Origin of the sequence: Thermococcus gammatolerans EJ3, from assembly GCF_000022365.1 — an archaeon.
GTDB lineage: Archaea > Methanobacteriota_B > Thermococci > Thermococcales > Thermococcaceae > Thermococcus > Thermococcus gammatolerans.
In genome coordinates this window covers 1,010,899-1,029,721 of sequence record NC_012804.1, presented here as the reverse complement: position 1 = coordinate 1,029,721, position 18,823 = coordinate 1,010,899, and the positions used below count along the sequence as shown (strand labels likewise).

General features: G+C 54.2%; 25 protein-coding genes and 1 tRNA gene. 11 read left to right on the top strand and 15 right to left on the bottom strand.

Annotation, left to right across the window (positions count from 1 at the left end; translation table 11 throughout):
* Position 1 precedes the first annotated feature (1 nt).
* The 5 genes from pgiA to TGAM_RS05450 all read left to right on the top strand — a co-directional run bounded on the left by pgiA (position 2) and on the right by TGAM_RS05450 (position 3,697).
* Positions 2-571 (top strand): glucose-6-phosphate isomerase, encoded by a 570-nt coding sequence (pgiA, locus tag TGAM_RS05470; protein ID WP_015858693.1) that lies wholly within the window; start codon positions 2-4, stop codon positions 569-571.
* A 65-nt stretch (positions 572-636) separates the two neighbouring features.
* The gene (locus TGAM_RS05465; RefSeq protein ID WP_015858692.1) at positions 637-1,833 is read left to right on the top strand and encodes a pyridoxal phosphate-dependent aminotransferase; all 1,197 of its coding nucleotides are present in this window, start codon (positions 637-639) and stop codon (positions 1,831-1,833) included.
* 150 nt (positions 1,834-1,983) lie between these two features.
* Positions 1,984-2,352, top strand: coding sequence for a BlaI/MecI/CopY family transcriptional regulator (locus tag TGAM_RS05460; RefSeq protein ID WP_015858691.1), 369 nt, complete (start codon positions 1,984-1,986; stop codon positions 2,350-2,352).
* A gap of 10 nt (positions 2,353-2,362) precedes the next feature.
* On the top strand, positions 2,363-3,151 hold the full coding sequence (locus TGAM_RS05455) for a M48 family metallopeptidase (RefSeq protein WP_015858690.1): 789 nt from the start codon (positions 2,363-2,365) through the stop codon (positions 3,149-3,151).
* Between the two features lie 12 nt (positions 3,152-3,163).
* Positions 3,164-3,697 (top strand): deoxycytidylate deaminase, encoded by a 534-nt coding sequence (locus TGAM_RS05450; RefSeq protein WP_015858689.1) that lies wholly within the window; start codon positions 3,164-3,166, stop codon positions 3,695-3,697.
* Here TGAM_RS05450 and TGAM_RS05445 read toward each other — a convergent pair.
* From TGAM_RS05445 to TGAM_RS05430, 4 genes are read right to left on the bottom strand one after another with little or no spacing between them, the layout of a single operon-like run.
* On the bottom strand, positions 3,694-4,056 hold the full coding sequence (locus tag TGAM_RS05445) for a DUF2304 domain-containing protein (RefSeq protein WP_048811177.1): 363 nt from the start codon (positions 4,054-4,056) through the stop codon (positions 3,694-3,696). The two genes, TGAM_RS05450 and TGAM_RS05445, sit on opposite strands and share 4 nt — an antisense overlap.
* 5 nt (positions 4,057-4,061) lie before the next feature.
* A complete protein-coding gene (locus TGAM_RS05440; RefSeq protein ID WP_015858687.1) occupies positions 4,062-5,384 on the bottom strand; it encodes an HAD hydrolase-like protein in 1,323 nt (440 codons plus the stop codon).
* Positions 5,359-5,859: an Lrp/AsnC family transcriptional regulator gene (locus tag TGAM_RS05435; RefSeq protein WP_048811176.1), complete on the bottom strand. Its 501-nt coding sequence runs from the start codon at positions 5,857-5,859 to the stop codon at positions 5,359-5,361. The genes TGAM_RS05440 and TGAM_RS05435 overlap by 26 nt, the downstream gene beginning before the upstream one ends.
* A gap of 15 nt (positions 5,860-5,874) precedes the next feature.
* The gene (locus tag TGAM_RS05430) at positions 5,875-7,002 is read right to left on the bottom strand and encodes a tyrosine--tRNA ligase (protein WP_015858685.1); all 1,128 of its coding nucleotides are present in this window, start codon (positions 7,000-7,002) and stop codon (positions 5,875-5,877) included.
* Between the two features lie 93 nt (positions 7,003-7,095).
* Between TGAM_RS05430 and pfpI the strand changes: the two genes are divergently transcribed.
* The 5 genes from pfpI (at position 7,096) to TGAM_RS05405 (ending at position 10,464) form a co-directional block, all read left to right on the top strand.
* Positions 7,096-7,596: a deglycase PfpI gene (gene pfpI / locus TGAM_RS05425; protein WP_015858684.1), complete on the top strand. Its 501-nt coding sequence runs from the start codon at positions 7,096-7,098 to the stop codon at positions 7,594-7,596.
* A gap of 166 nt (positions 7,597-7,762) precedes the next feature.
* Complete coding sequence (locus tag TGAM_RS05420; RefSeq protein ID WP_048811175.1) at positions 7,763-8,353, top strand: YiiX/YebB-like N1pC/P60 family cysteine hydrolase; 591 nt, start codon at positions 7,763-7,765, stop codon at positions 8,351-8,353.
* A gap of 189 nt (positions 8,354-8,542) precedes the next feature.
* A complete protein-coding gene (locus TGAM_RS05415) occupies positions 8,543-8,989 on the top strand; it encodes a hypothetical protein (protein ID WP_238516268.1) in 447 nt (148 codons plus the stop codon).
* 102 nt (positions 8,990-9,091) lie between these two features.
* Positions 9,092-9,532, top strand: coding sequence for a PspC domain-containing protein (locus tag TGAM_RS05410; RefSeq protein ID WP_015858681.1), 441 nt, complete (start codon positions 9,092-9,094; stop codon positions 9,530-9,532).
* A gap of 5 nt (positions 9,533-9,537) precedes the next feature.
* Positions 9,538-10,464, top strand: coding sequence for a triphosphoribosyl-dephospho-CoA synthase (locus TGAM_RS05405; protein WP_048811173.1), 927 nt, complete (start codon positions 9,538-9,540; stop codon positions 10,462-10,464).
* Here TGAM_RS05405 and TGAM_RS05400 read toward each other — a convergent pair.
* From TGAM_RS05400 to TGAM_RS05380, 6 genes are all read right to left on the bottom strand, one after another.
* Positions 10,448-10,726, bottom strand: a complete 279-nt coding sequence (locus TGAM_RS05400; RefSeq protein ID WP_048811172.1) for a family 4A encapsulin nanocompartment shell protein — start codon at positions 10,724-10,726, stop codon at positions 10,448-10,450. The genes TGAM_RS05405 and TGAM_RS05400 overlap by 17 nt on opposite strands.
* 44 nt (positions 10,727-10,770) lie before the next feature.
* Complete coding sequence (locus TGAM_RS11260; protein WP_015858678.1) at positions 10,771-10,914, bottom strand: hypothetical protein; 144 nt, start codon at positions 10,912-10,914, stop codon at positions 10,771-10,773.
* Complete coding sequence (locus tag TGAM_RS05395; protein WP_048811171.1) at positions 10,914-11,648, bottom strand: hypothetical protein; 735 nt, start codon at positions 11,646-11,648, stop codon at positions 10,914-10,916. The genes TGAM_RS11260 and TGAM_RS05395 overlap by 1 nt, the downstream gene beginning before the upstream one ends.
* Positions 11,649-11,667: 19 nt before the next feature.
* A complete protein-coding gene (locus tag TGAM_RS05390) occupies positions 11,668-12,558 on the bottom strand; it encodes a hypothetical protein (RefSeq protein WP_015858676.1) in 891 nt (296 codons plus the stop codon).
* Positions 12,559-12,686: 128 nt separating this feature from the next.
* Positions 12,687-13,328, bottom strand: coding sequence for a neutral amino acid NAAT transporter SnatA (gene snatA, locus TGAM_RS05385; protein ID WP_015858675.1), 642 nt, complete (start codon positions 13,326-13,328; stop codon positions 12,687-12,689).
* Positions 13,329-13,368: 40 nt separating this feature from the next.
* Positions 13,369-13,779 carry an OsmC family protein gene (locus tag TGAM_RS05380; RefSeq protein ID WP_015858674.1) on the bottom strand — a complete coding sequence of 137 codons (411 nt, stop codon included), beginning with the start codon at positions 13,777-13,779 and terminating at the stop codon, positions 13,369-13,371.
* A gap of 58 nt (positions 13,780-13,837) precedes the next feature.
* Here TGAM_RS05380 and TGAM_RS05375 point away from each other — a divergent pair, with 58 nt between their 5' ends.
* Positions 13,838-14,680 carry an SPL family radical SAM protein gene (locus tag TGAM_RS05375; RefSeq protein ID WP_015858673.1) on the top strand — a complete coding sequence of 281 codons (843 nt, stop codon included), beginning with the start codon at positions 13,838-13,840 and terminating at the stop codon, positions 14,678-14,680.
* Here the strand turns inward: TGAM_RS05375 and TGAM_RS05370 are convergent.
* From TGAM_RS05370 to tuf, 5 genes are all read right to left on the bottom strand, one after another.
* Positions 14,677-15,441, bottom strand: coding sequence for a gamma-glutamyl-gamma-aminobutyrate hydrolase family protein (locus TGAM_RS05370; RefSeq protein ID WP_015858672.1), 765 nt, complete (start codon positions 15,439-15,441; stop codon positions 14,677-14,679). The genes TGAM_RS05375 and TGAM_RS05370 overlap by 4 nt on opposite strands.
* A 57-nt stretch (positions 15,442-15,498) precedes the next feature.
* The gene (locus TGAM_RS05365; RefSeq protein ID WP_015858671.1) at positions 15,499-16,749 is read right to left on the bottom strand and encodes an aminotransferase-like domain-containing protein; all 1,251 of its coding nucleotides are present in this window, start codon (positions 16,747-16,749) and stop codon (positions 15,499-15,501) included.
* 250 nt (positions 16,750-16,999) lie between these two features.
* Positions 17,000-17,086 (bottom strand) — tRNA-Ser (locus tag TGAM_RS05360).
* A 12-nt stretch (positions 17,087-17,098) separates the two neighbouring features.
* Positions 17,099-17,407 (bottom strand): 30S ribosomal protein S10, encoded by a 309-nt coding sequence (gene rpsJ, locus TGAM_RS05355; RefSeq protein WP_012571711.1) that lies wholly within the window; start codon positions 17,405-17,407, stop codon positions 17,099-17,101.
* A 50-nt stretch (positions 17,408-17,457) separates the two neighbouring features.
* Complete coding sequence (gene tuf, locus TGAM_RS05350; RefSeq protein WP_015858670.1) at positions 17,458-18,744, bottom strand: translation elongation factor EF-1 subunit alpha; 1,287 nt, start codon at positions 18,742-18,744, stop codon at positions 17,458-17,460.
* Positions 18,745-18,823: the final 79 nt, after the last annotated feature.

The window sequence follows — 18,823 nt, the reverse complement described above, 5'->3', positions numbered from 1 at the left end:
CATGGAGTACAAGAGGCCGTTTGGTGTTAAGATCGATCTCGAAACGGGTGTCATCCCCGGTGCCAAGAGGATCGTCAGGAAACTGAGCGACATGAGGGGCTACTTCGTGGATGAGGAAGCCTATGAGAAGCTCCTCAGGGAGGACCCCGTTGTCTACGAGGTCTACGCCATCGAGCAGGAAGAGCGCGAGGGTGACCTCAACTTCGCTACCACTGTCCTCTACCCGGGTAAAGTCGGAAAGGAATTCTTCTTCACCAAGGGACACTACCACGCCAAGGCGGACAGGGCTGAGATCTACTACGCCCTCAAGGGGAAGGGTGGAATGCTCCTCCAGACGCCAGAGGGTGAGGCCGAGTGGATACCCATGGAGCCCGGGACAGTTGTCTACGTACCCCCCTACTGGGCCCACAGAACCGTCAACACAGGCGGTGAACCCTTCGTTTTCCTGGCGATATATCCAGCGGATGCGGGCCACGACTACGGGAGCATAAAGGAGAAGGGCTTCTCCAAGATAGTGATCGATGAAGGGGGAGAGGTCAAGATCGTCGATAACCCGCGCTGGAGTGTCTGACCTTTCTTTTCTACTCATGGAAAGGTTTTTATGAAATGTCTCTCAACATTTGAACGGTGATCGTAATGATTCGTCCGTCCGAGAGGGCGATGGGCGTTGAGTACGCCATCAGGGACGTTGTTCTCCCCGCGAGGGAGCTTGAGAAGAAAGGAATAAAGGTCATCCGGCTCAATATCGGTGACCCCGGAAAGTACGATTTTCAACCGCCAGAGCACATGAAAGAAGCCTACTGTCGGGCCATAAAGGAGGGCCACAACTACTATGGGCCCAGCGAAGGTTTGCCCGAGATGAGGGAGGCTGTCGTTAAGAGGGAAAAGCGGAAGAACGGCGTTGACATCACCCCCGATGACGTTCGCGTCACGACGGCCGTAACCGAGGCACTTCAGCTAATCTTCGGAGCCCTTCTCAGCCCTAGTGACAACATACTCGTCCCAAGCCCCAGCTACCCGCCATACGTCGGCCTCGTAAAGTTCTACGGTGCTGAGCCTAGAGAGTACTTAACCGTCGAGGAGAACGGCTGGCAGCCGGACATAGACGATATGAGGAAGCTAATAGACGAGAGGACGAAGGCAATCGCGGTCATCAATCCCAACAACCCGACGGGAGCACTCTACGAGAAGAAGACTGTCAAGGAAATCCTTGATCTGGCGGGTGAGTACGACTTGCCCGTCATAAGCGATGAGATATACGACCTCATGACCTACGAGGGCAAGCACGTTTCGCCGGGCTCCCTCACGAAGGACGTTCCGGTAATAGTGATGAACGGTCTCTCGAAGGTTTACTTCGCGACAGGCTGGCGTCTGGGCTACTTCTACTACGTTGATCCGGAAGGAAAGCTCATGGAGCTCAGGGAGGCGATAGACAAGCTCATGCGCATAAGGATATGTCCGAGCACCCCTGCTCAGTTCGCGGCCATAGCGGGCCTCACCGGCCCAATGGACTACCTGGAGGAGTACATGAAAAAGCTCCGCGAGAGGAGGGACTACATCTACAAGCGCTTAACCGAGATCCCGGGGGTCAGCACGGTCAAACCTCAGGGGGCCTTCTATATCTTCCCGCGCATTGAAGAGCGCTCGAAGTGGAAGAACGACAAGGAGTTTGTCTTAGATGTTCTCCACGAGGCACACGTTCTCTTCGTCCACGGCTCGGGCTTTGGCAAGGCCGGAAACTGGCACTTCAGGATAGTCTTCCTCCCACCGGTTGATGTACTCGAGGAGGCAATGGACAGGTTTGAGGAGTTCATGAGAAAGAGATTGGGCTGATTTTCTTTCTTCCCTCTGTCCCGAGGCCTCAGGAGTGGTGGCCCTCCACACCTTCTCGGTGCCGGGCCAACCGCTCATCATCGGCCGTTCTCTAAACCTCCAGAAAAGCTTTTATGGTTGTCGGTGGAGATTAGTTCTGGAGGGTTGGGAATGGAACCTCATGAGTTCAAGCTCACGGAGGAGGGTATCAAGGCCGTTCTTCCTCCCCTCGAGGCGGAGATAATGGAGTACATGTGGAAGGTCAAAGTGGCAACCGCGGGTGAAGTCTACGAGCACATGAAGAAGAGCCATCCGGAGATGAGGCGCTCCACCGTCAGCATACTGATGAACCGCCTCTGCGAGAAGGGCCTTCTCTCAAGGAGCGTGGACTATGGAAGGGGGGGTATGAGGTACGTTTACTCAATAACGACAACCAGGGAGGAGTTCGAGGAGAGGGTTGTCCAGCGCATCCTCGACGCACTCATGAGCAACTTCAGAGAGGCCACCTACGCTTACCTCTCCCGGATCAGGAAGGAGTGAGGGGTAGGAAATGATGTTGTTCATCCCCCTCGCGTTGATGCTTTTACTTACCTACGTCGCCTCGGGTTACTTCGGGCTGATCCTGGCGGGTCTTCTCTTCACCGGCCTCCTGATCCTCGGGAGGCTCTCCCTCAGTGGAAAGTGTCAGAACTGTCACCCTATAGCCCGGGCAGCTTCTGCGGAGCTCATCAAAAAACTCTACTCCATCCTGGAGCGGGCTAACCTCCGGGACGTTGAGATATACGCCCTCGAGGAGTACATCCCCAACGCCTATTCCTACGGCAGAAGGGTCGTCCTCTCGCTCGGTCTCTTTGAGATACTGGACGACGAAGAGATAGCCGCGGTGGTAGCCCATGAGCTCGGACACATTAAAAACAGGGACACTATCTTCTTTCCACTCGTTGCTTACGTCAGGATATTTGCGTTCCTGATGCCCTTCCTCATCCTGGTCTTGACCCAGAGCTTCTGGATAGCGATAGGGAGCTTTGCCCTGTACCTGTGGTTCGAGCTGGAGAGGTCAAAATTCCTGAGGAGCAGGGAGTTTAAGGCGGACGATGTTGCCCTCAGGCTTCTTGACAGACCCCTCTCCCTGAAGGAGGCACTGGAGGAGCTGAAGTACTACGAAGACCTGAGGGCCAGGGTTAAGAACCAAGCCCTGCCCGGGATAGAGCCCACCATAGACAGGCCGTCCCAGGAGAAGCGGAACTACTGGAGGCCGAGCTTCCTGATATTCCCCACCCACCCCTCCTACGAGGAGAGGATATTCAGAATAGTGGCATACTCCATCATCTCCTCGTGAGGGGGTGTAACCTTGGGCGTCGAGATTTCCCTTGACAGGGCGAGGGCCGAGCGAATAAAGAAGATTCGCCCAACGAAGGATGAGTACTTCATGCTCATAGCGAAGCTCGTCTCGTTGAGGGCCACCTGTCCGAGGCTAAGGGTTGGGGCAGTCGCCGTTAAGGACGGCTACATTTTGGCCACTGGCTACAACGGTGCACCAAGGGGGATGGACCACTGCATCGACGTGGGTTGCCTTATCGTTGACGGCCACTGCCACAGGGCGGTTCATGCCGAGCAGAACGTCATAGCAATGGCAGCGAGGAAGGGGATAAGCCTTGAGGGAGCCACCCTTTACGTTACGCACTTTCCCTGCGACACCTGCTTCAAGCTGGTCATAAACGCGGGGATCAAGGAGATCGTCTACGAGGAGATGTATCCCAACGAGGCGACGGAGATACTGCTGAAGGAGGCACAGGAGAAGGGAATAGTAAAGATAAGGCAGTTCAAACTGCCCAAGGACAGGGTAAGGCTCTTTCTGGAGGAACTGTTTGGGGACGACTTTTAGCGCTCTTCAAGCTTTTTAAGCCGTTCGTTTATTTCCTCCAGTTCTATCGCAACTTTCCTCGTGAGTTCAGTTATCTCCCTCTTAGTCCTGTCGATCTCGACGTAGAGCTGGAACATAAGCAGAAATATCAAACCTATCGAGACCACGAAGAGCGCATCAAGACCCCTGCCGAGTCCCAGCAGACCCTTTATCTCCAGGGAAATTCTGACCGGGAAGACCGCGATAACTGCGAAAATGCCGAATATCATGAGCCACGAAACGAAGCCGTACCAGTCTATCCTTCCCCGCCTGTAGTCGTTGATTATCCTCACGAGGAGGTAAACTATCGCCGCGAGGGCTATTATCTGAACCGCATACATCCCCATCACCTCAGTTTGTCAAACAGCAGGTTTAGTGCGATTTTTACGCCTTCAAGAACGTTGGTTCCCTTTTTCATGGAGTACTCGGTGTAGACCGCTTTGATTGGAACCTCAACGATTCTGCAACCATGCTTTGCGGCCTCTATTATTATCTCGCTCGAAACCGCGTACCGATCACAGGTTATGCGGATCTTCGATGCACACTCCCTGTTGAGGCACCTCAACCCGCTCTGACTGTCGCTCACGTACTTTCTCGCGAAGATGGCCGTTATTGCATCCAGAACGAAGTTCCCGAACTTCTTGACGAAGGGCATCTCGCTGGTGTCGCCCTTGAGCCTTGAGCCAACGGCGAAGTCGGCCTTTCCCTCGGCCACTGGTCTCATAACCCTGAGGGCATCGCTCAGCAGATGCTGGCCGTCGGCATCGAAGGTGATAATGAGCTCTGCCCCCCTTCTGACCGCGAACGCTATTCCCGTGCCGAGAGCCCCGCCGAGTCCCCTGTTGACGAGATGGTTCAGCACGTGAACCCCGTAGGATTCCGCTATCTCCCTCGTCCTGTCCCTGGATCCATCGTTCACCACTACTATCTCCTCCCTTCGAAAGTAACGGAGCAGGTCGTTGAGAACCGCTGGAAGGGCCCTTTCTTCGTTGTACGCAGGAACGACGACGTAAGTTGAGAAGAGCCTCTCGAGCAGGCCCTTAAGCCCCCTCAGATCGGAAACCTCAAAGTCGGGCTCGGCTTCCACGGAGAAGCTCATCCTCCCTGAATCATGACCTGTTACGAGCACGCTCAGCGTTCCTGCCTTCCTCGACGCCAGGACATCGTAGCCGTGATCACCGACGGCTATAGCTTTCTCGGGGGGGACGTTGAGCTCGGAGAGGGCTTTTAGAATCTGCCCGGGGTTTGGCTTCAACTCCTCTGGCTGAACGTCCTCCCTCGCAACGATTGAATCAAAGTACTCCGCTATGCCGTTCTTTTCCAAAGCGAATTCAGCCGCCTTCCGCGAACTCCTCGTTACGAGACCTATTTTAACTCCTTTCCCCCGGAGGTATTCAAGAACGTCCAAAGCACCCTCAAAGAGGAAACTCTCCCTCATGCGTTCCGTTTCTAGTTCGACCTGAATTGAGTGAAGCCTTTCGAAGTCAATCCCAGTTTTCTCCGAGACTTTCAGGAGGGTTTCGTACATGGGGGTTAGATCGCCCAGGAGGTTCTCCTCTATTCCCATCTCCAGCAGACGCTCTCTGAGGCGCTCTTTTATCTCGGAGAAGGGTGTGGGGGCCCCTACAAGTGTGCCGTCGAGGTCAAATATAACCGCCCTTACGTCCATGGAAACTTCCCCTCTTGCCGGTGGTCACCCAGCACTCCTTGAGTGAATCGTATATCGTGCCCCACTCGATGTACTCGAGGAGCGAGCCAAGGGAACCTTTTAACCTTCCAGCGAACCTTTTCATCTCGTCCATGTCCTCGAACTCCGCTATTATCAGGACCTGCGTTCTTCCGGTGGTTCTATAGACAGCTTGAACGTTGTCAAGAGCGGCGAACTTGGAGAGTACCCTGTCCACATCGGGATCCTCCGCCTTGAGCTTGAGGAGCATAAACACCTTCACGTATCGCTCGAGGAAAGAGGGGTCGATGACCGCCGAAAACCCCCTGATCGCCCCGAGTTCCTTCAGCTTGTCAATGCGGTTCTTGACGCTGGCCGGGGAGAGACCAAGCCTTCTCCCCAGCTCCGTGAGCGTTATCCTGCCTTCCTTTCGGAGCGTTTCGAGGATCTCCCTGTCCTTTTCGTCGAAGCGAACCATCCCTTCCACCGATCGTTAGCGGGTAATCTTGACCTCCCTCATGAGCTCGAGCGGCTCGGGATGCTTCTCGAAGTACTCCCTTACGGGCTTGAGAAGCTCGATGAGGTATTCTGCCACCGCGTTCTTGAGGTCGAGCGGGTGGAGCTTTCCTTCCGCGAAGTCCCTCTTGAGCTCCTCGGAGGTAGTGTAGGTGACGTCGCCGCCGAACTTGGCCGGGCGGTGGATTGTGAACTCAGTCGGCTCCTCGCGGAAGATTATGTACTCAGCCCAGTCGAGGACGGGGTTGTACCTGACTTCCCTCGCGGGGCAGAAGGCCTTCCTGAGCTTCTGCCTTATCTCCTCTGGGCTGTCGTGGATGAAAACTGCCGAATACGGCTTGCTCTTGCTCATCTTCATCTGGGTCTTCAGTTCTTTGAACTGCTCCTCGCTCTCTATCGGCCAGACGGGCGGTTCCTGCAGGCCGAGGAGGAGGTGGTGGTGTAAAGCGACCGGCTTGAGCTTCTCGCCCTTCCACTCGAGCGGGTGGTACTTCAGCTTCTGGGCAACTTCAATCGCTATGACGTGGGCCTTCCTCTGGTCCATTCCAGCGTGGGCTATGGTGACGCCCTGGTAGAAGATGTCGGCGACCTGCATCGCCGGGTAAATCAGCTTGGCGAAGTCTATGGATTCGCCCATCTGGCGCCCCATTATCGTTATCGAACGCATCATCCTCGCTAAAGTCACGTTCTTGGATATGTCTATCACCGTCTGCCAGTAGTCGCCCTTCTCCAGTATCTCGCTGGCCAAAACGAACTCGACCTTGTCCGGGTCTCCGCCCATAACCTTTATGCTCTGCTTCATGCCCTCCTTAAAGTAGGTGAGCGCGACCTTCTGAATGGTTTCCAAGTCACCGCCGAGCTTGTCGTTTATCCAGCTGTGCCAGTCGGCTAAGAAAATCCTCGTCTTTATCCCGGCCTTCTGGAGGTCGGCTATCTTGGCTCCGGCCATGAGTCCGGTTCCGAGGTGAATGTAACCGCTGATTTCGAAACCGATGTAGTGCTGCATCGGAATTCCAACCTCGAAGAGGTGCCTCAGGTTCTCCTCGGTGAGGAGCTCCTCCGTGGGTTTTTTCTTTATCAGCTCTATCTTCTTTTCCACGTCCATTCGCTCCACCTACCCTAAAAACGAAGATCGGTTTAAGGGCTTTGCGGCCGAAATTTTAAATAGGAGCCAGTGAAATTAACTCCGGTGATGAGGATGAAGGTGCTGTTCTTGAGTGCCAACGATTTCGAGGACGTTGAGCTGATATACCCCCTCCACAGGATAAGGGAGGAGGGCCATGAGGTCTACATAGCGAGCTTCGAACGCGGCAGGATAACTGGCAAGCACGGCTACTCCGTTGAAGTTCACCTGAGGTTTGATGAGGTGGATCCCGACGAGTTCGACGCCCTCGTCCTTCCTGGAGGGAGGGCACCTGAGAGGATCAGGCTCAATGAGAAGGCCGTTGCCATAGCAAAAAAGATGTTTGAGGATGGAAAGCCCGTTGCAACGATCTGTCACGGGCCGCAGATCCTCATCTCGGCAGGGGTTCTCAAAGGCAGAAAGGGGACAAGCTACGCCGGGATAAAGGACGATATGATAAACGCCGGCGTTAAGTGGGTTGATGAACCGGTAGTTGTCGATGGGAACTGGGTGAGCTCAAGGCATCCGGAAGATCTCTACGCATGGATGCGGGAGTTCGTGAGGCTTCTTCGCTAAGTGTTTTTCATTTTATCCCCAATAATTGAGTGTTCTGTGGATCTTTGAATACACTCCAACGGTGTACCCTTCTGTGGTGTCTCTCAACGTCCATTAATGTACAGAAAGAAACATTTATAAGTACTAAACGCCTATTATGTACGAACAACTCCCTGGGGTGCCTAAAATGAAGAGGTTGATGGCAATACTGACGGTTGTTGTTGCCATGTCCATGGTTCTCCAGCCGGTGGGAGCCTTTGGAAGCAAGAGCGGAGCCCCCTACAGCCACCCGTATCCCACAGGCCTCAAACCCGGTGATATCGTTATCGGACACAACCCCATAAGCGATCTCTTCATCCCAGGCTACTGGACCCACACCGGTATGATCGTTGGCTATGATTCATCCGCCGGAGAGTACATTGTCATCGAGGCCTGGGACGACCCCAGCGAAGTCAGGCTGGTCTACCTCTCGGACTTCCTCCAGAGGTACGACACAGTGGCAGTTCTCCGCGTGGCAACCTCAGACTACGTGAGGATGAACGCTGTGTACTTCGCTCTCCAGCAGCTTGGAAAGCCCTATGACTGGGCCTGGTACACCAAGCATGTCTACGGGGACAAATACTACTGCTCCGAGCTGGTTTGGGCTTCCTATAAGGCCGTTGGAGGGCCTGACATAGATGCTCACCCCGGCTTCAGCTGGAAGTACCTCTACGGCGTCGCCCCGCAGGAAGTCTACGACGACGGCGATACCTACGTCATATACTACGATTCCGCCTGAGGGCTTTTCAAACTTTTTTGCATTTTCATAAATTTTCACAATTCCAAATCACTTTCAAGTTTTTGGGTTTTCTCTAACAGCATTTGGATTTTTTGCAATTTTTATCATTAAGCGATGGAATAAATCCAAGATTTTACCAAAAATTTTGGAAAATCTTTAAATAGGATGAGGGAGCAATGAGTATCGGTGATGAAGATGAGGGTATGGGAAGGCATAAGGCTGTTCGAAAACATCGTTTGCAAATCTCCAGAGGATCTGTTCCTGCTCATTCAAGAGGCCCTGAGGCTTGGAAGGGGAGTCTTGGTTAGAATTTTTTCAAAGAATGAGAGAAGCGCCTACGTCCACCTGCTGTTCGATGAGGAGAAGCTCCTCCTTGCGGAGGTCGTTTTCATACGAACCGGTGGTAGGCTCACGGGTGAATTGGCGGTTAGGTATCTCCTGGACGTTCTAAGTTTTCCCGTGATTGCTGACGTGTACTCATTGGGTGATGAGGAAGTCAAGAAAACCGTGCTCTCCAACCTTGAGTTATACGATGAAACTCCCAACGTTCTACTCTTCGAGCTGTTCTCACCGAAACTCTGGCGGTCCTCCCCCACCTCCCTCAAATCAGACTCCCTGGTGCACTCGCTTGAATAAGGGGCTTAAATAAGCTTTTCTAACAGTATACTCAAGCGAGTCCTTGATACCTCGAAATTTTTAAATACTCCCTGTGGTAATTGGGGTTGGATGGTGAACGGGATGACCGAGGTCAGCAAGAGGTTGAAGAGGTCAAAAACGAACAGGATGCTCCTTGGTGTCCTGGGGGGACTGGCGGAGTACCTGAACGTTGATCCGACGATCCTTAGGTTGATCTTTGTGGTTCTGCTCGTCTTCAATCCGGTCACGATGGCACTCCTATACTTCCTGGCAGCCCTTGTGATACCCGAGGAGGAAGGGACGGAGAAGCCCCTGAGCGAGAGCATCGGGGATCTGGGGGAGGAGGTAAACCGTGTTGTGTCGAGTGATGAGGGTTTAATAAAGGCCGTGATAGCGGTCGTCGTTGTAATCGCCGCAGTGTACCTCATCACTTTCTTCCTGCCCCTCATGCTAGTCTTTCCATCGAGGACGGTCGTGACGGTATCTTTCCCCCTCGGGCTCCTCCTGGCGGCGCTTGTCCTGCTGTTGCTCATCAAGCGGTGATAGCGATGGAGAGATGGAGTATCGTGAAGGCTTTCCTGCTCGGGTCCCTCCTGGAGGCTACCATACCAAAACCCGGAAACGTTAGCAGGCATAGGGATTTTGAGGATCTGAGCATCTACCATTTTCTCTTCGGGAACACCGCCCTCGTTCCCATTTACCATGAGGCCGTGAAGGTTGGTGAGCTGGTGCGAAAAGGGATCCTCTCCCCCTCAGAGGCCGGCCTTGGGGATCTGATAAGAAGGGGAACTGAAGCGGTAAGGCGAGTGCAGGACGCCAACCCAAACTTTGGCGTTATTGCCCTCTCGATCCCACTGATGGCTGGCCTCGCAATGGGAAGGAACGTTCTTGAAGGCAGGGAAAAAGCTACTCTTCTCCTCCGTGAGTCCACTGTTAGGGACACGATGGAACTTTACCGGGCAATCAGGACGCTTAACCCAAAGGGAATAGGGAAGGCAGAGAGGTACGACGTGTACAGCGACGAGTCATTCCGGGAGCTCTTCGAGGACAGGGTGAACCTCTGGAAGCTCGGGGAGATAAGCTGTGAGAGAGAGCTGATCTTTTGCGAGTGGATCAGCGGCTATTCCCTGACATACTCAACCGCCGACAGGCTCGTGGAGCTACTCTCGCGGGAGCCACTTGAGGAGGCCGTTAAAAAGGCCTTCGTTGAGCTTCTCGCCGAGAGGAGGGACACCCTCATAGAGAGGAAGGCCGGAAGGAAGGAGGCAGAGCTCGTGCGGAAAAGGGCCAGGGAACTCCTGGAGGGGCGGATAAGCACCGAGGAGTTCGAATCCTTCATGGCCGAGAAGGGCGACCTGCGGAACCCCGGCAGTCTGGCCGATGTAATGGCCGTCTCCCTAAGCCTTCTGGCCCTCTCGGGGCTGAGAATAGAGATGAGAAACGGGAGAGTTTTTGGGGTTATTGGACGATCCTGAGCCTCTTTGCAGCGGGGGCGTAGCCGAGGGCCTTCGTGTCTATAACCACCGCATCGCCGCCGAGCTCTTCGAGGAGCCTTATCTTAAGTCCTGAAAGCTCCAGTATCTCTTCATCTCCCCCGAACTCCTCCTTCACCTGCTCCTTTATGAACTCGTAGGCCTCCAAGCCGACCAGAACGACGTCCGGCTCGTAGCCGTCGAGCTTCAGCTCGTTGGCCTTCTCCTCTATATCGCTCAGAACGCGTATCAGATCACCGCGCATTTTGGACACCGAAAAAAGTGGGGAGGGGGACTTAAAAGGGTTGCTCACCCGGCCGAGAAAACCTCAACGTAGGGTTTTAGGGTTTCCTCCTCTCCCATTGCCATGAAAACCCTGAGCAGACCGCGACCCTTTACCTCTGCCACCTCGACGTAGAGGTACCTGCTACCTTTCCTGTAAAGTCCAGCCATCAGCGGCTTGAAGCAGTCGTTTTCCCTCGGTGTCCTCCAGAGGGCACCTCTTCAAAACCAGCAGCCTTTATAGACGCTTTAAGGGCCTCAATCAGCCCCTCGCTTCCACAGGAGCAGACGGCAGTGAGATTTGTCACCCTGCCACCCTGTATACCGCCCGTCTTCAGGAAATTGGTTCCGTTGCCGATGGGGATGTTCTCGTAGACGGTCCAGCTTGAGTTCTTGACCGGGACAACGTAGCTCGCCAGATAGACCTTTCCAGGTGGTAACTTGGCCGACCTCTTCAGGGAATGACAGGGAGGCTTAAAATCAGCATCGACTTCTGCCTCGCTTACCGAGATGAAGGCATCTCCCACCAGAGGGCAGGGCGGCTTTATACCGAGTTCCGCCGGCCAGTCAACCCACAGCGACTTACCGTAGCTCTTCATCTCGCTGAGGTTCACCTTTGGAGTGATCTCAATGTCCTTGCCGTAGGCTGTCCTCCCTGTTCCGTCTTTTATCCACCATCCCACGACCCCATTTATCGGCTCAAAGCTCGTGTTTGAGATGAGGGTACAGGAGGGAACCTCAGGTTTTTCAGTTTCGATCGGAGTTGAGTCCTTAGGGTTGGTTCCTGTGGAGGGCATATCCTCCGTCATCGCTTTCTTTCCGGATCCTCCCTTAAATTGGATGGCCACCACTCCCGAGAAAAGGGCAAAAACCAGAAGGGCGGCAAGGATCTGGACTTTTTTCATGGACAGCACCTCCCAAACTTTAACCTGAGGAGAAGACCCCCGAGACAGCTTTCACCATTCCCTCGTCTCCTAAAGCGATGAAAACCCTGGTGGCGTTCATGCCTTTTATGCCAGCCACCTCAAGGTACAGGTACCCGCTTGGCCTCCTGTAGGTGAGCCGGTGAACCTCGGAGAACACGTCGTTTCCATTGGTCCCGTTGGAAGACACCTGCTCGAATCCCGCCCCCTCGATCCGCTCCCTGAGGTATGAGAGAACGGCTTCAATGCCACAGTGACAGGGGACCGTGAAGTTCTTGACGACTTTCTCAGGGTGGCCGCAGGTTCCAAGGAAATTCTCCACCCGGGAGCAGTAGACGTGATCCCACCTGTCCCACGAAGCGTTTCCAGTGGGCACGATGTACATTGCCAGGCTGACCCTGCCGGCCGGGAGCTCCACCCTTCCGAGGAGGGTTTTTAATTCCTCACATGGAGAGTACATCAGGTTTGTCTCGGAGGAGTTGGACGTGCAGAGTGTGACATGATAGAACACCCTGGCCGTGGAGTTCGTTTCAAACACGACCTCTCCCCCCTGGACGTAGCAGGGGGGCTTAATGTTCATTCCGGACGTCCAGTTCTCGATGTAAAGCCTGCCGTAGCTATTGGAAGCCCTGAGGTCCACCTTTGGGATGAGGGCGAACACCTCTGTGAACCTCACCCAGTGGTCCTCAAACCTCTCAGCGACGGCCAACCAGCCGAAGGAGTTCGAAGGGGCTTTAAACTCACCTGTGCAGTTGAAAGAACCGGAGGTCTCATGAGAACTACCGTTTACTGGGATCCCATAAGGACCATCGTTCATAAGCCAGGCTCCTGCGAGAAGACCGACGAGGATAAGGATAGCGGGAACAAGTACCCTCCAAAAGGTAAATCCCATTGAGATCCCCCAACACGGCTAATGTTGTCGTGTTAGGTTCCGCATTTATGGTATTTAAGGATTTCTCTCTTAGAGGAGGGTAAATTCAAAAACCAGTAGGAGGGACATTTTTTATCAACCCGGGGAGCTCACAGTCCAAAAGCCCCCTTGATCCCGTTGATTATCATCTGAACTGCCATCGACGTGAGTATGAGGCCCATCATCCTCGTCATAACTTTGATGCCCACACGGCCGAGGGCGCGCTTTATCCTGTTGGCCGAACATAGGGTGGCCCACACCGTCATGCCGATGGCGAGTATAACGAGGATCAGCACCGCTCGCTCGGTCATTGTATTCGTGTTCGCCATGTAGAGCATAACCGTAGTTATGGCACCCGGGCCGGAGATCAGGGGAATTGCGAGGGGAATCACCGCCACCTCTTCAAGGGTTACCGTTTCATCGTCCAGCTCTTCGGTGTCGTCCCTGCTTATCTTAACCGACGACAGCTTTCCCGAGAGCATCTCCATTGCCATCCTGAAGAGGAGTATGCCCCCTGCTATAGCGAAGGCGTCGGTCGTCGACCCAAAGAACCGGAATATCCACTGGCCTATGAGGGCGAAGATTATAAGGGTTACCACGACGGTTACGGCAGACTTAGTGGCTATTTCCCTTCTTTCCCTCCACGAGAGATCATGGGTGACGCTGAGGAACACTGGAACCGCTCCAACGGGGTTCGTTATCGCAAAGAGACCACCGTACAGGATCACGAACGTCTTGAGGAGCTCAATCATGAAACTTCACCGGCCCCGGATAAGGTGGGAACTTAAAAATCTACCGCCCCGGGATGATCTCAAGGGAGTACGTGACCTCCGCACCGCTGAGCTTCATATGGGCAGAGGCTGAGCAGTACTTGTCCTGGCTGAGCTCTATGGCTCTCTTCGCCTTTTCCTCCCTCACGTTGCCGTGAATGCGGTAGTGCAGGTGAACCCGGCGGTAAACCTTCGGGTGTTCCTCACTTCTCTCACCGGAGATCTCAACCTCCAGGCCCTCGATAGGTTCGCGCATCTTCTTGAGGATCATAACCACGTCGTAGGCAGTACAGCCAGCGACACTCAGGAGAAGAAGCTTCATGGGGCTTATACCCCCTTCCCCTAGAATCACGGAACATTTGTCGCCCTCTATTCTGCCGATGAACTGGTAATCCCTGAACCACTCGACCCTTCCCTTAACAGGTCCGCTCATTCCAGTATCACCGTAGTGGTATCGATAGGGGTTTTAAGGTGTTTTCGTATTCCCAACCATGAGCTACATCCGTCCCTTCGACCCATGGAAGTCCAAGCTCTGCACCTGCCCCTTCAAGTACACCCTGAACGTCTACACGGGTTGCGACCACGCGTGTGTTTACTGTTACATAACGAGCTATATTCCCAACGCTTTCCGTGTCAGAACCAAGGAGAACCTCCTACCAAAGCTGGAGCGCGAGCTCAGAAAGTTCGATGGGCGCCACATCATAGCCCTCTCCTACTCCTCAGACCCGTACCCAACCATCGAACGCGAGCTCGGAATAACTCGGAAGGTTCTTGAGCTCTTCAGGCGCTATGACGTCCGCTGTTTGCTCCTGACGAAATCCGACATCTTTGAGCGCGATATAGACGTTTTGAGCGAGCTCCGCTGTGCAGTTGGAATTACCGTGACGACAGTTGATGAAAGGAAGGCAAGGCTCCTCGAGCCCAATGCTCCCTCCCCGAAGGAGAGGATAAGGGCCCTCAAAAAAGCCAAAAAGGCCGGAATCCCCGTCTACGCAAGAATAGATCCAATAATTCCCTTCTACACATGGGATGATTTTGAAAAAACTGTCGAGGCCCTGAATTTTGTCAGTCATGTCACTGTCTCCACACTCAAACTGAGGCCAGATTCAAAGAGGAGGATGTTCGCCAAGTTCCCAGACCTTATGGAGAAGTTGTGGCCCCTCTACGAGAGAGGTGAGCGGATCGGAGGTTACCACTATTTGCCACGGGAGGTTAGATTCGAGATCCTCAGGAAGGCTGAGAGGGAGATAACAAAGAGGGGAATGACCTTTGGCTCATGCAGGGAAGGTTATCACTCGTACCCGAGCTGCGATGGATCTCATCTGGTTCCTTAACCTTCGGCCTCAACCTCAATCTGTTCCCTCTCGATTCTCCTCTTCTGGCTTTCCTTTGCCGCCTTGACGAAGGCCTCGTAGAGAGAGATCATCTCGGGGAGGAACTGGGGGTTCCACTGAACCCCTATGTAAAAGCCCTCGTCGGATTCAACGGCCTCTGCGATGCCGTCTATTGAAAACGCCACGGCCCTAAATCCTTCCCCAACCCGTTTTATACCCTGGTGGTGAAAGCTGTTGACGTGGATGAACACCTCGTTGGTGCTGGCAACGTCCAGTCTATCTTTGAGAATATCATAAAGCTTTGAAGACGTTTTCAGCCTTATGCTGTGAAGTCTCTGGCCCGGATCCACAGTCAGTGGATCCCAATCGTGCTTTATCGCCTTGGGAATCTCCCTCTGAAGATCCTGATAGAGAGTTCCATTGGTCGCTACGTTCATAATCTGCATTCCCCTGCCCACACCGAGAACCGGAATATCCCTGCTTCGGGCTCGGCGGAAGAGCTCTATCTCAAACTTGTCCCTGCTATAATCGACGTTCTTAATGCTCGGGGAGGGGTCATCACCGTAGAAATAGGGGTGTATGTCCGGCCCCTCGGTTAGCAGGATCCCATCCGCTATCTCAACGACGTCCCCGGGATCACCGAGGGCAGTGTATATCACCGGGATCCCTCCGGCGCGGCTAATTGCCTGCGAGTGATGGAGGATCCATTTTGATTTAATGTCGTTGAAACTGCCCGCTATTATCACGATCACAGGTTTCATAAGCACCACCCACAGGACTACAAAAGAGAAAGGGGTTATAAAAAAGTTCTGGAGGGCTCAGACTTTTCTGAGCTCTTCCTCAATGGTCTCTGCGAGCCTCTTGACACCTTCCCTGATGGTGTCCTCAGGAACGTAAGTGAAGTTCAGCCTGAGGGTGTTCTTGACGTCGCGGTGAGCGAAGAAGGCCTCACCCGGGACGTAGGCGACGCCCTTGGCGACGGCCTTCTCCATCATGAGCTTGGTGTCTATTCCTTCCGGCAGGGTGACCCAGACAAACATTCCTCCGTCTGGTCTGGTCCACTCAACTCCATCGGGCATGAACTCCTCGAGGGCCTCAAGCATTGCATCTCTGCGCGGCCTGTAGAACTCGATTATCTTTGGTATGTGTTCATCGAGATGGCCCTCCTCGACGTACTTCCACGCTATAACCTGACCGAAGGGGTTTGCACAGAGGTCAACGGCCTGCTTCGCTATCTCCATCTTCCTTATGAAGTGCGGGTGGGCTGAAACCCATCCGAGGCGGAAGCCAGGGGCGAATATCTTTGAGAACGTCCCGAGGTAGATAACCCTGCCCTCGTCGTCGTAGTGCTTTATTGGCGGAATCGGCTCGCCCGAGTAGCGGAGTTCGCTGTAGGGGTTGTCCTCGACGATGAGGAAGTCGTACTCCTTGGCGAGCTCTATGAGTTTCTTTCTCCTCTCGAGACTCATCGTGACACCCATCGGGTTCTGGAAGGTTGAAACGGTGTAGACGAACTTAACACGCTTTCCTTCCTTCTTCAGCTCCTCAAGCTTCTCCTCGAGGATGTCAATCCTCATTCCGTCGTGGTCCATTGGAATGCTCACGAACTCGGGCTCGTAGTACTTGAAGGCGTTTAACGCGGCAAGATAGGTCGGGGCCTCAACTATGACGACGTCGCCGGGGTTTATGAAGACCCTCCCGATGAGGTCGAGGGCCTGCTGTGAGCCCGCCACTATCATTATCTCGACCTTGCTCATCGGAATTCCGTAGCGCTTCTCCATCCACCTCGCGAGTGCCAGGCGGAGGGGGGTGAAACCCTTCGTCGTTCCGTACTGCAGGGCCTTGTCTGCGTGTTCCGTAAGAACCTCTTGGGCAATCTTCTTGATGACATCAACTGGAAATGTCTCGGGGGCCGGCAATCCACCCGCTAAGCTGATAACATCGCTCGTCTCGACGAGCTTGAGAAGCTCCCTAATCTCCGAGGCCTTCATCTGGAGTGCCTTCTCGGAGAAGAAGGACTCAAAGTTGAGGGGCTCGGACGCGAGCTTTTTTTCAAGTTTTTTGTGCATACCCACCACCTCAATGATCATTCAAGTTCATTAGTACGGAGCTGTACATAGATTCCTCGGCTCCAAGGGTTATAAACTTTTTCTTCAAAAAGGCGACCTGGTCTTTCCATTTGTAAAGCAAAGACCGGAAATAATTTTAAGAGCACCAATGAGCGATCAAATTCCCCACAACCCGGAAAAAGTCAACAATGGACAATTTATGACACAATGCAAAGTATCAAAAGTCCATACAGGCGGGGGAGAAGGAGTTTGGCGCCGGGGCAGGGATTTGAACCCTGGCGGGCTAACGCCCACGGACTCTCCAGGCCCGCGCCTTCCCAGGCTAGGCTACCCCGGCGCATAAAGGAAATCAGGAGATGAGCTCGATCTCAATGGTAACATCTTCAGGAACGCGGATGCGCATAATCTGGCGCATGGCCCTCTCGTCGGCCTCGATGTCCACGAGCCTCTTGTGAACACGGAGCTCAAAGCGGTCAAAGGTAGCTGTACCCTCTCCGTCCGGGCTCTTCCTGGTGGTGATCCTTATCCTCTTGGTCGGGAGCGGTATCGGGCCACTCATCCTGACGCCGGTCCTCTCGGCGATCTGTTTAATCTGGTCGGTGACCTCGTTGAGGGCCTTGATGTTCGTGCTCGCGAGCTTAATCCTTGCCTTCTGCATTTCCGTCCCTCCTAAAAGTTAAGGAGTATAGGAAAAGTCAGAGAAGGCCTTCACTCGGCCTTCTGGATGGAGATAACCATACCGGCAGCAACGGTCTGGCCCATGTCACGGATGGCAAAGCGACCCATCTGCGGGATCTCCTTGACCGGCTCGATGACCATAGCCTTGGTCGGCCTGAGGATGACGATGGCTGAGTCACCGGTCTTGATGAACTGCGGGTTCTCCTCGACGATGTTACCGGTCCTCGGGTCGAGCTTGGCCAGGAGCTGCTCGAACCTGACGGCGACCTGGGTGGTGTGGGCGTGAAGCACCGGGGTGTATCCGACGGTGATGGCAGTCGGGTGGTTGAGGACGATGATCTGGGCCTTGAAGGTGTCCTTCGGCCTGACGACGGTCGGTGGGTTGGTGGTGTGTCCGGCAACGTCACCGCGCTTTATGTCGTTCTTACCAACGCCACGAACGTTGAATCCGATGTTGTCGCCGGGGTAAGCCTCCTGGAGGGGCTCGTGGTGCATCTCGATGGACTTAACCTCACCCTGGATGGGCTTGTGGAAGATCGTGCTGGCAGGCTCGAAGATAACGACGTCACCGACGCGGAGGACGCCGGTTTCGACACGGCCAACCGGGACGGTACCGACACCCTTGATGGAGTAGACGTCCTGGATCGGAATGCGGAGCGGCTTGTCGATCGGCTTCGGCGGCTCGGGTATCTGGTCGAGGGCCTCGATGAGGGTCGGACCCTTGTACCAGGGCATCTTGTCGCTCTTCTTAACGACGTTGTCGCCCTCCCAAGCGCTGATCGGGATGACCGGGAAGTCCTTGTAGCCGAGCATCTTGAGGAGCTTCTCAACCTGGGCCTTGACCTTCTCGAAGACCTTCTGGTCGTAGTTCACCATGTCCATCTTGTTGATAGCGACGATTATGTGGTTGATACCGAGAGTCCTGGCAAGGAAGGCGTGCTCCTTGGTCTGCGGCATGACACCGTCGGTGGCGGCGACGACGAGAACGGCGGCGTCGGCCTGGCTGGCACCGGTGATCATGTTCTTAACGAAGTCCCTGTGACCCGGAGCGTCGATGATGGTGATGTACCTGTGCGGGGTCTCGAACTTGGTGTGGGCGACGTCAATGGTGATACCCCTCTCGCGCTCCTCCTTGAGCCTGTCCATGACCCAAGCGAACTTGAAGGACTTGCCCTTCTCACCCATCTCCTCGAACTTCTTGATGATGTTCTCCGGAATGTTGGCGGTGTCGAAGAGCAGTCTTCCGATGGTGGTGCTCTTTCCGTGGTCGACGTGGCCTATAAAGACTATATTAACGTGCGGCTTCTCCTTAGCCATTTTCAAACACCTCCATATTTTGGTCTAGTCTCGTTGACTAGGATGGCTTTTTAAATCTTTCGAACCTCGGTCCCCTCGG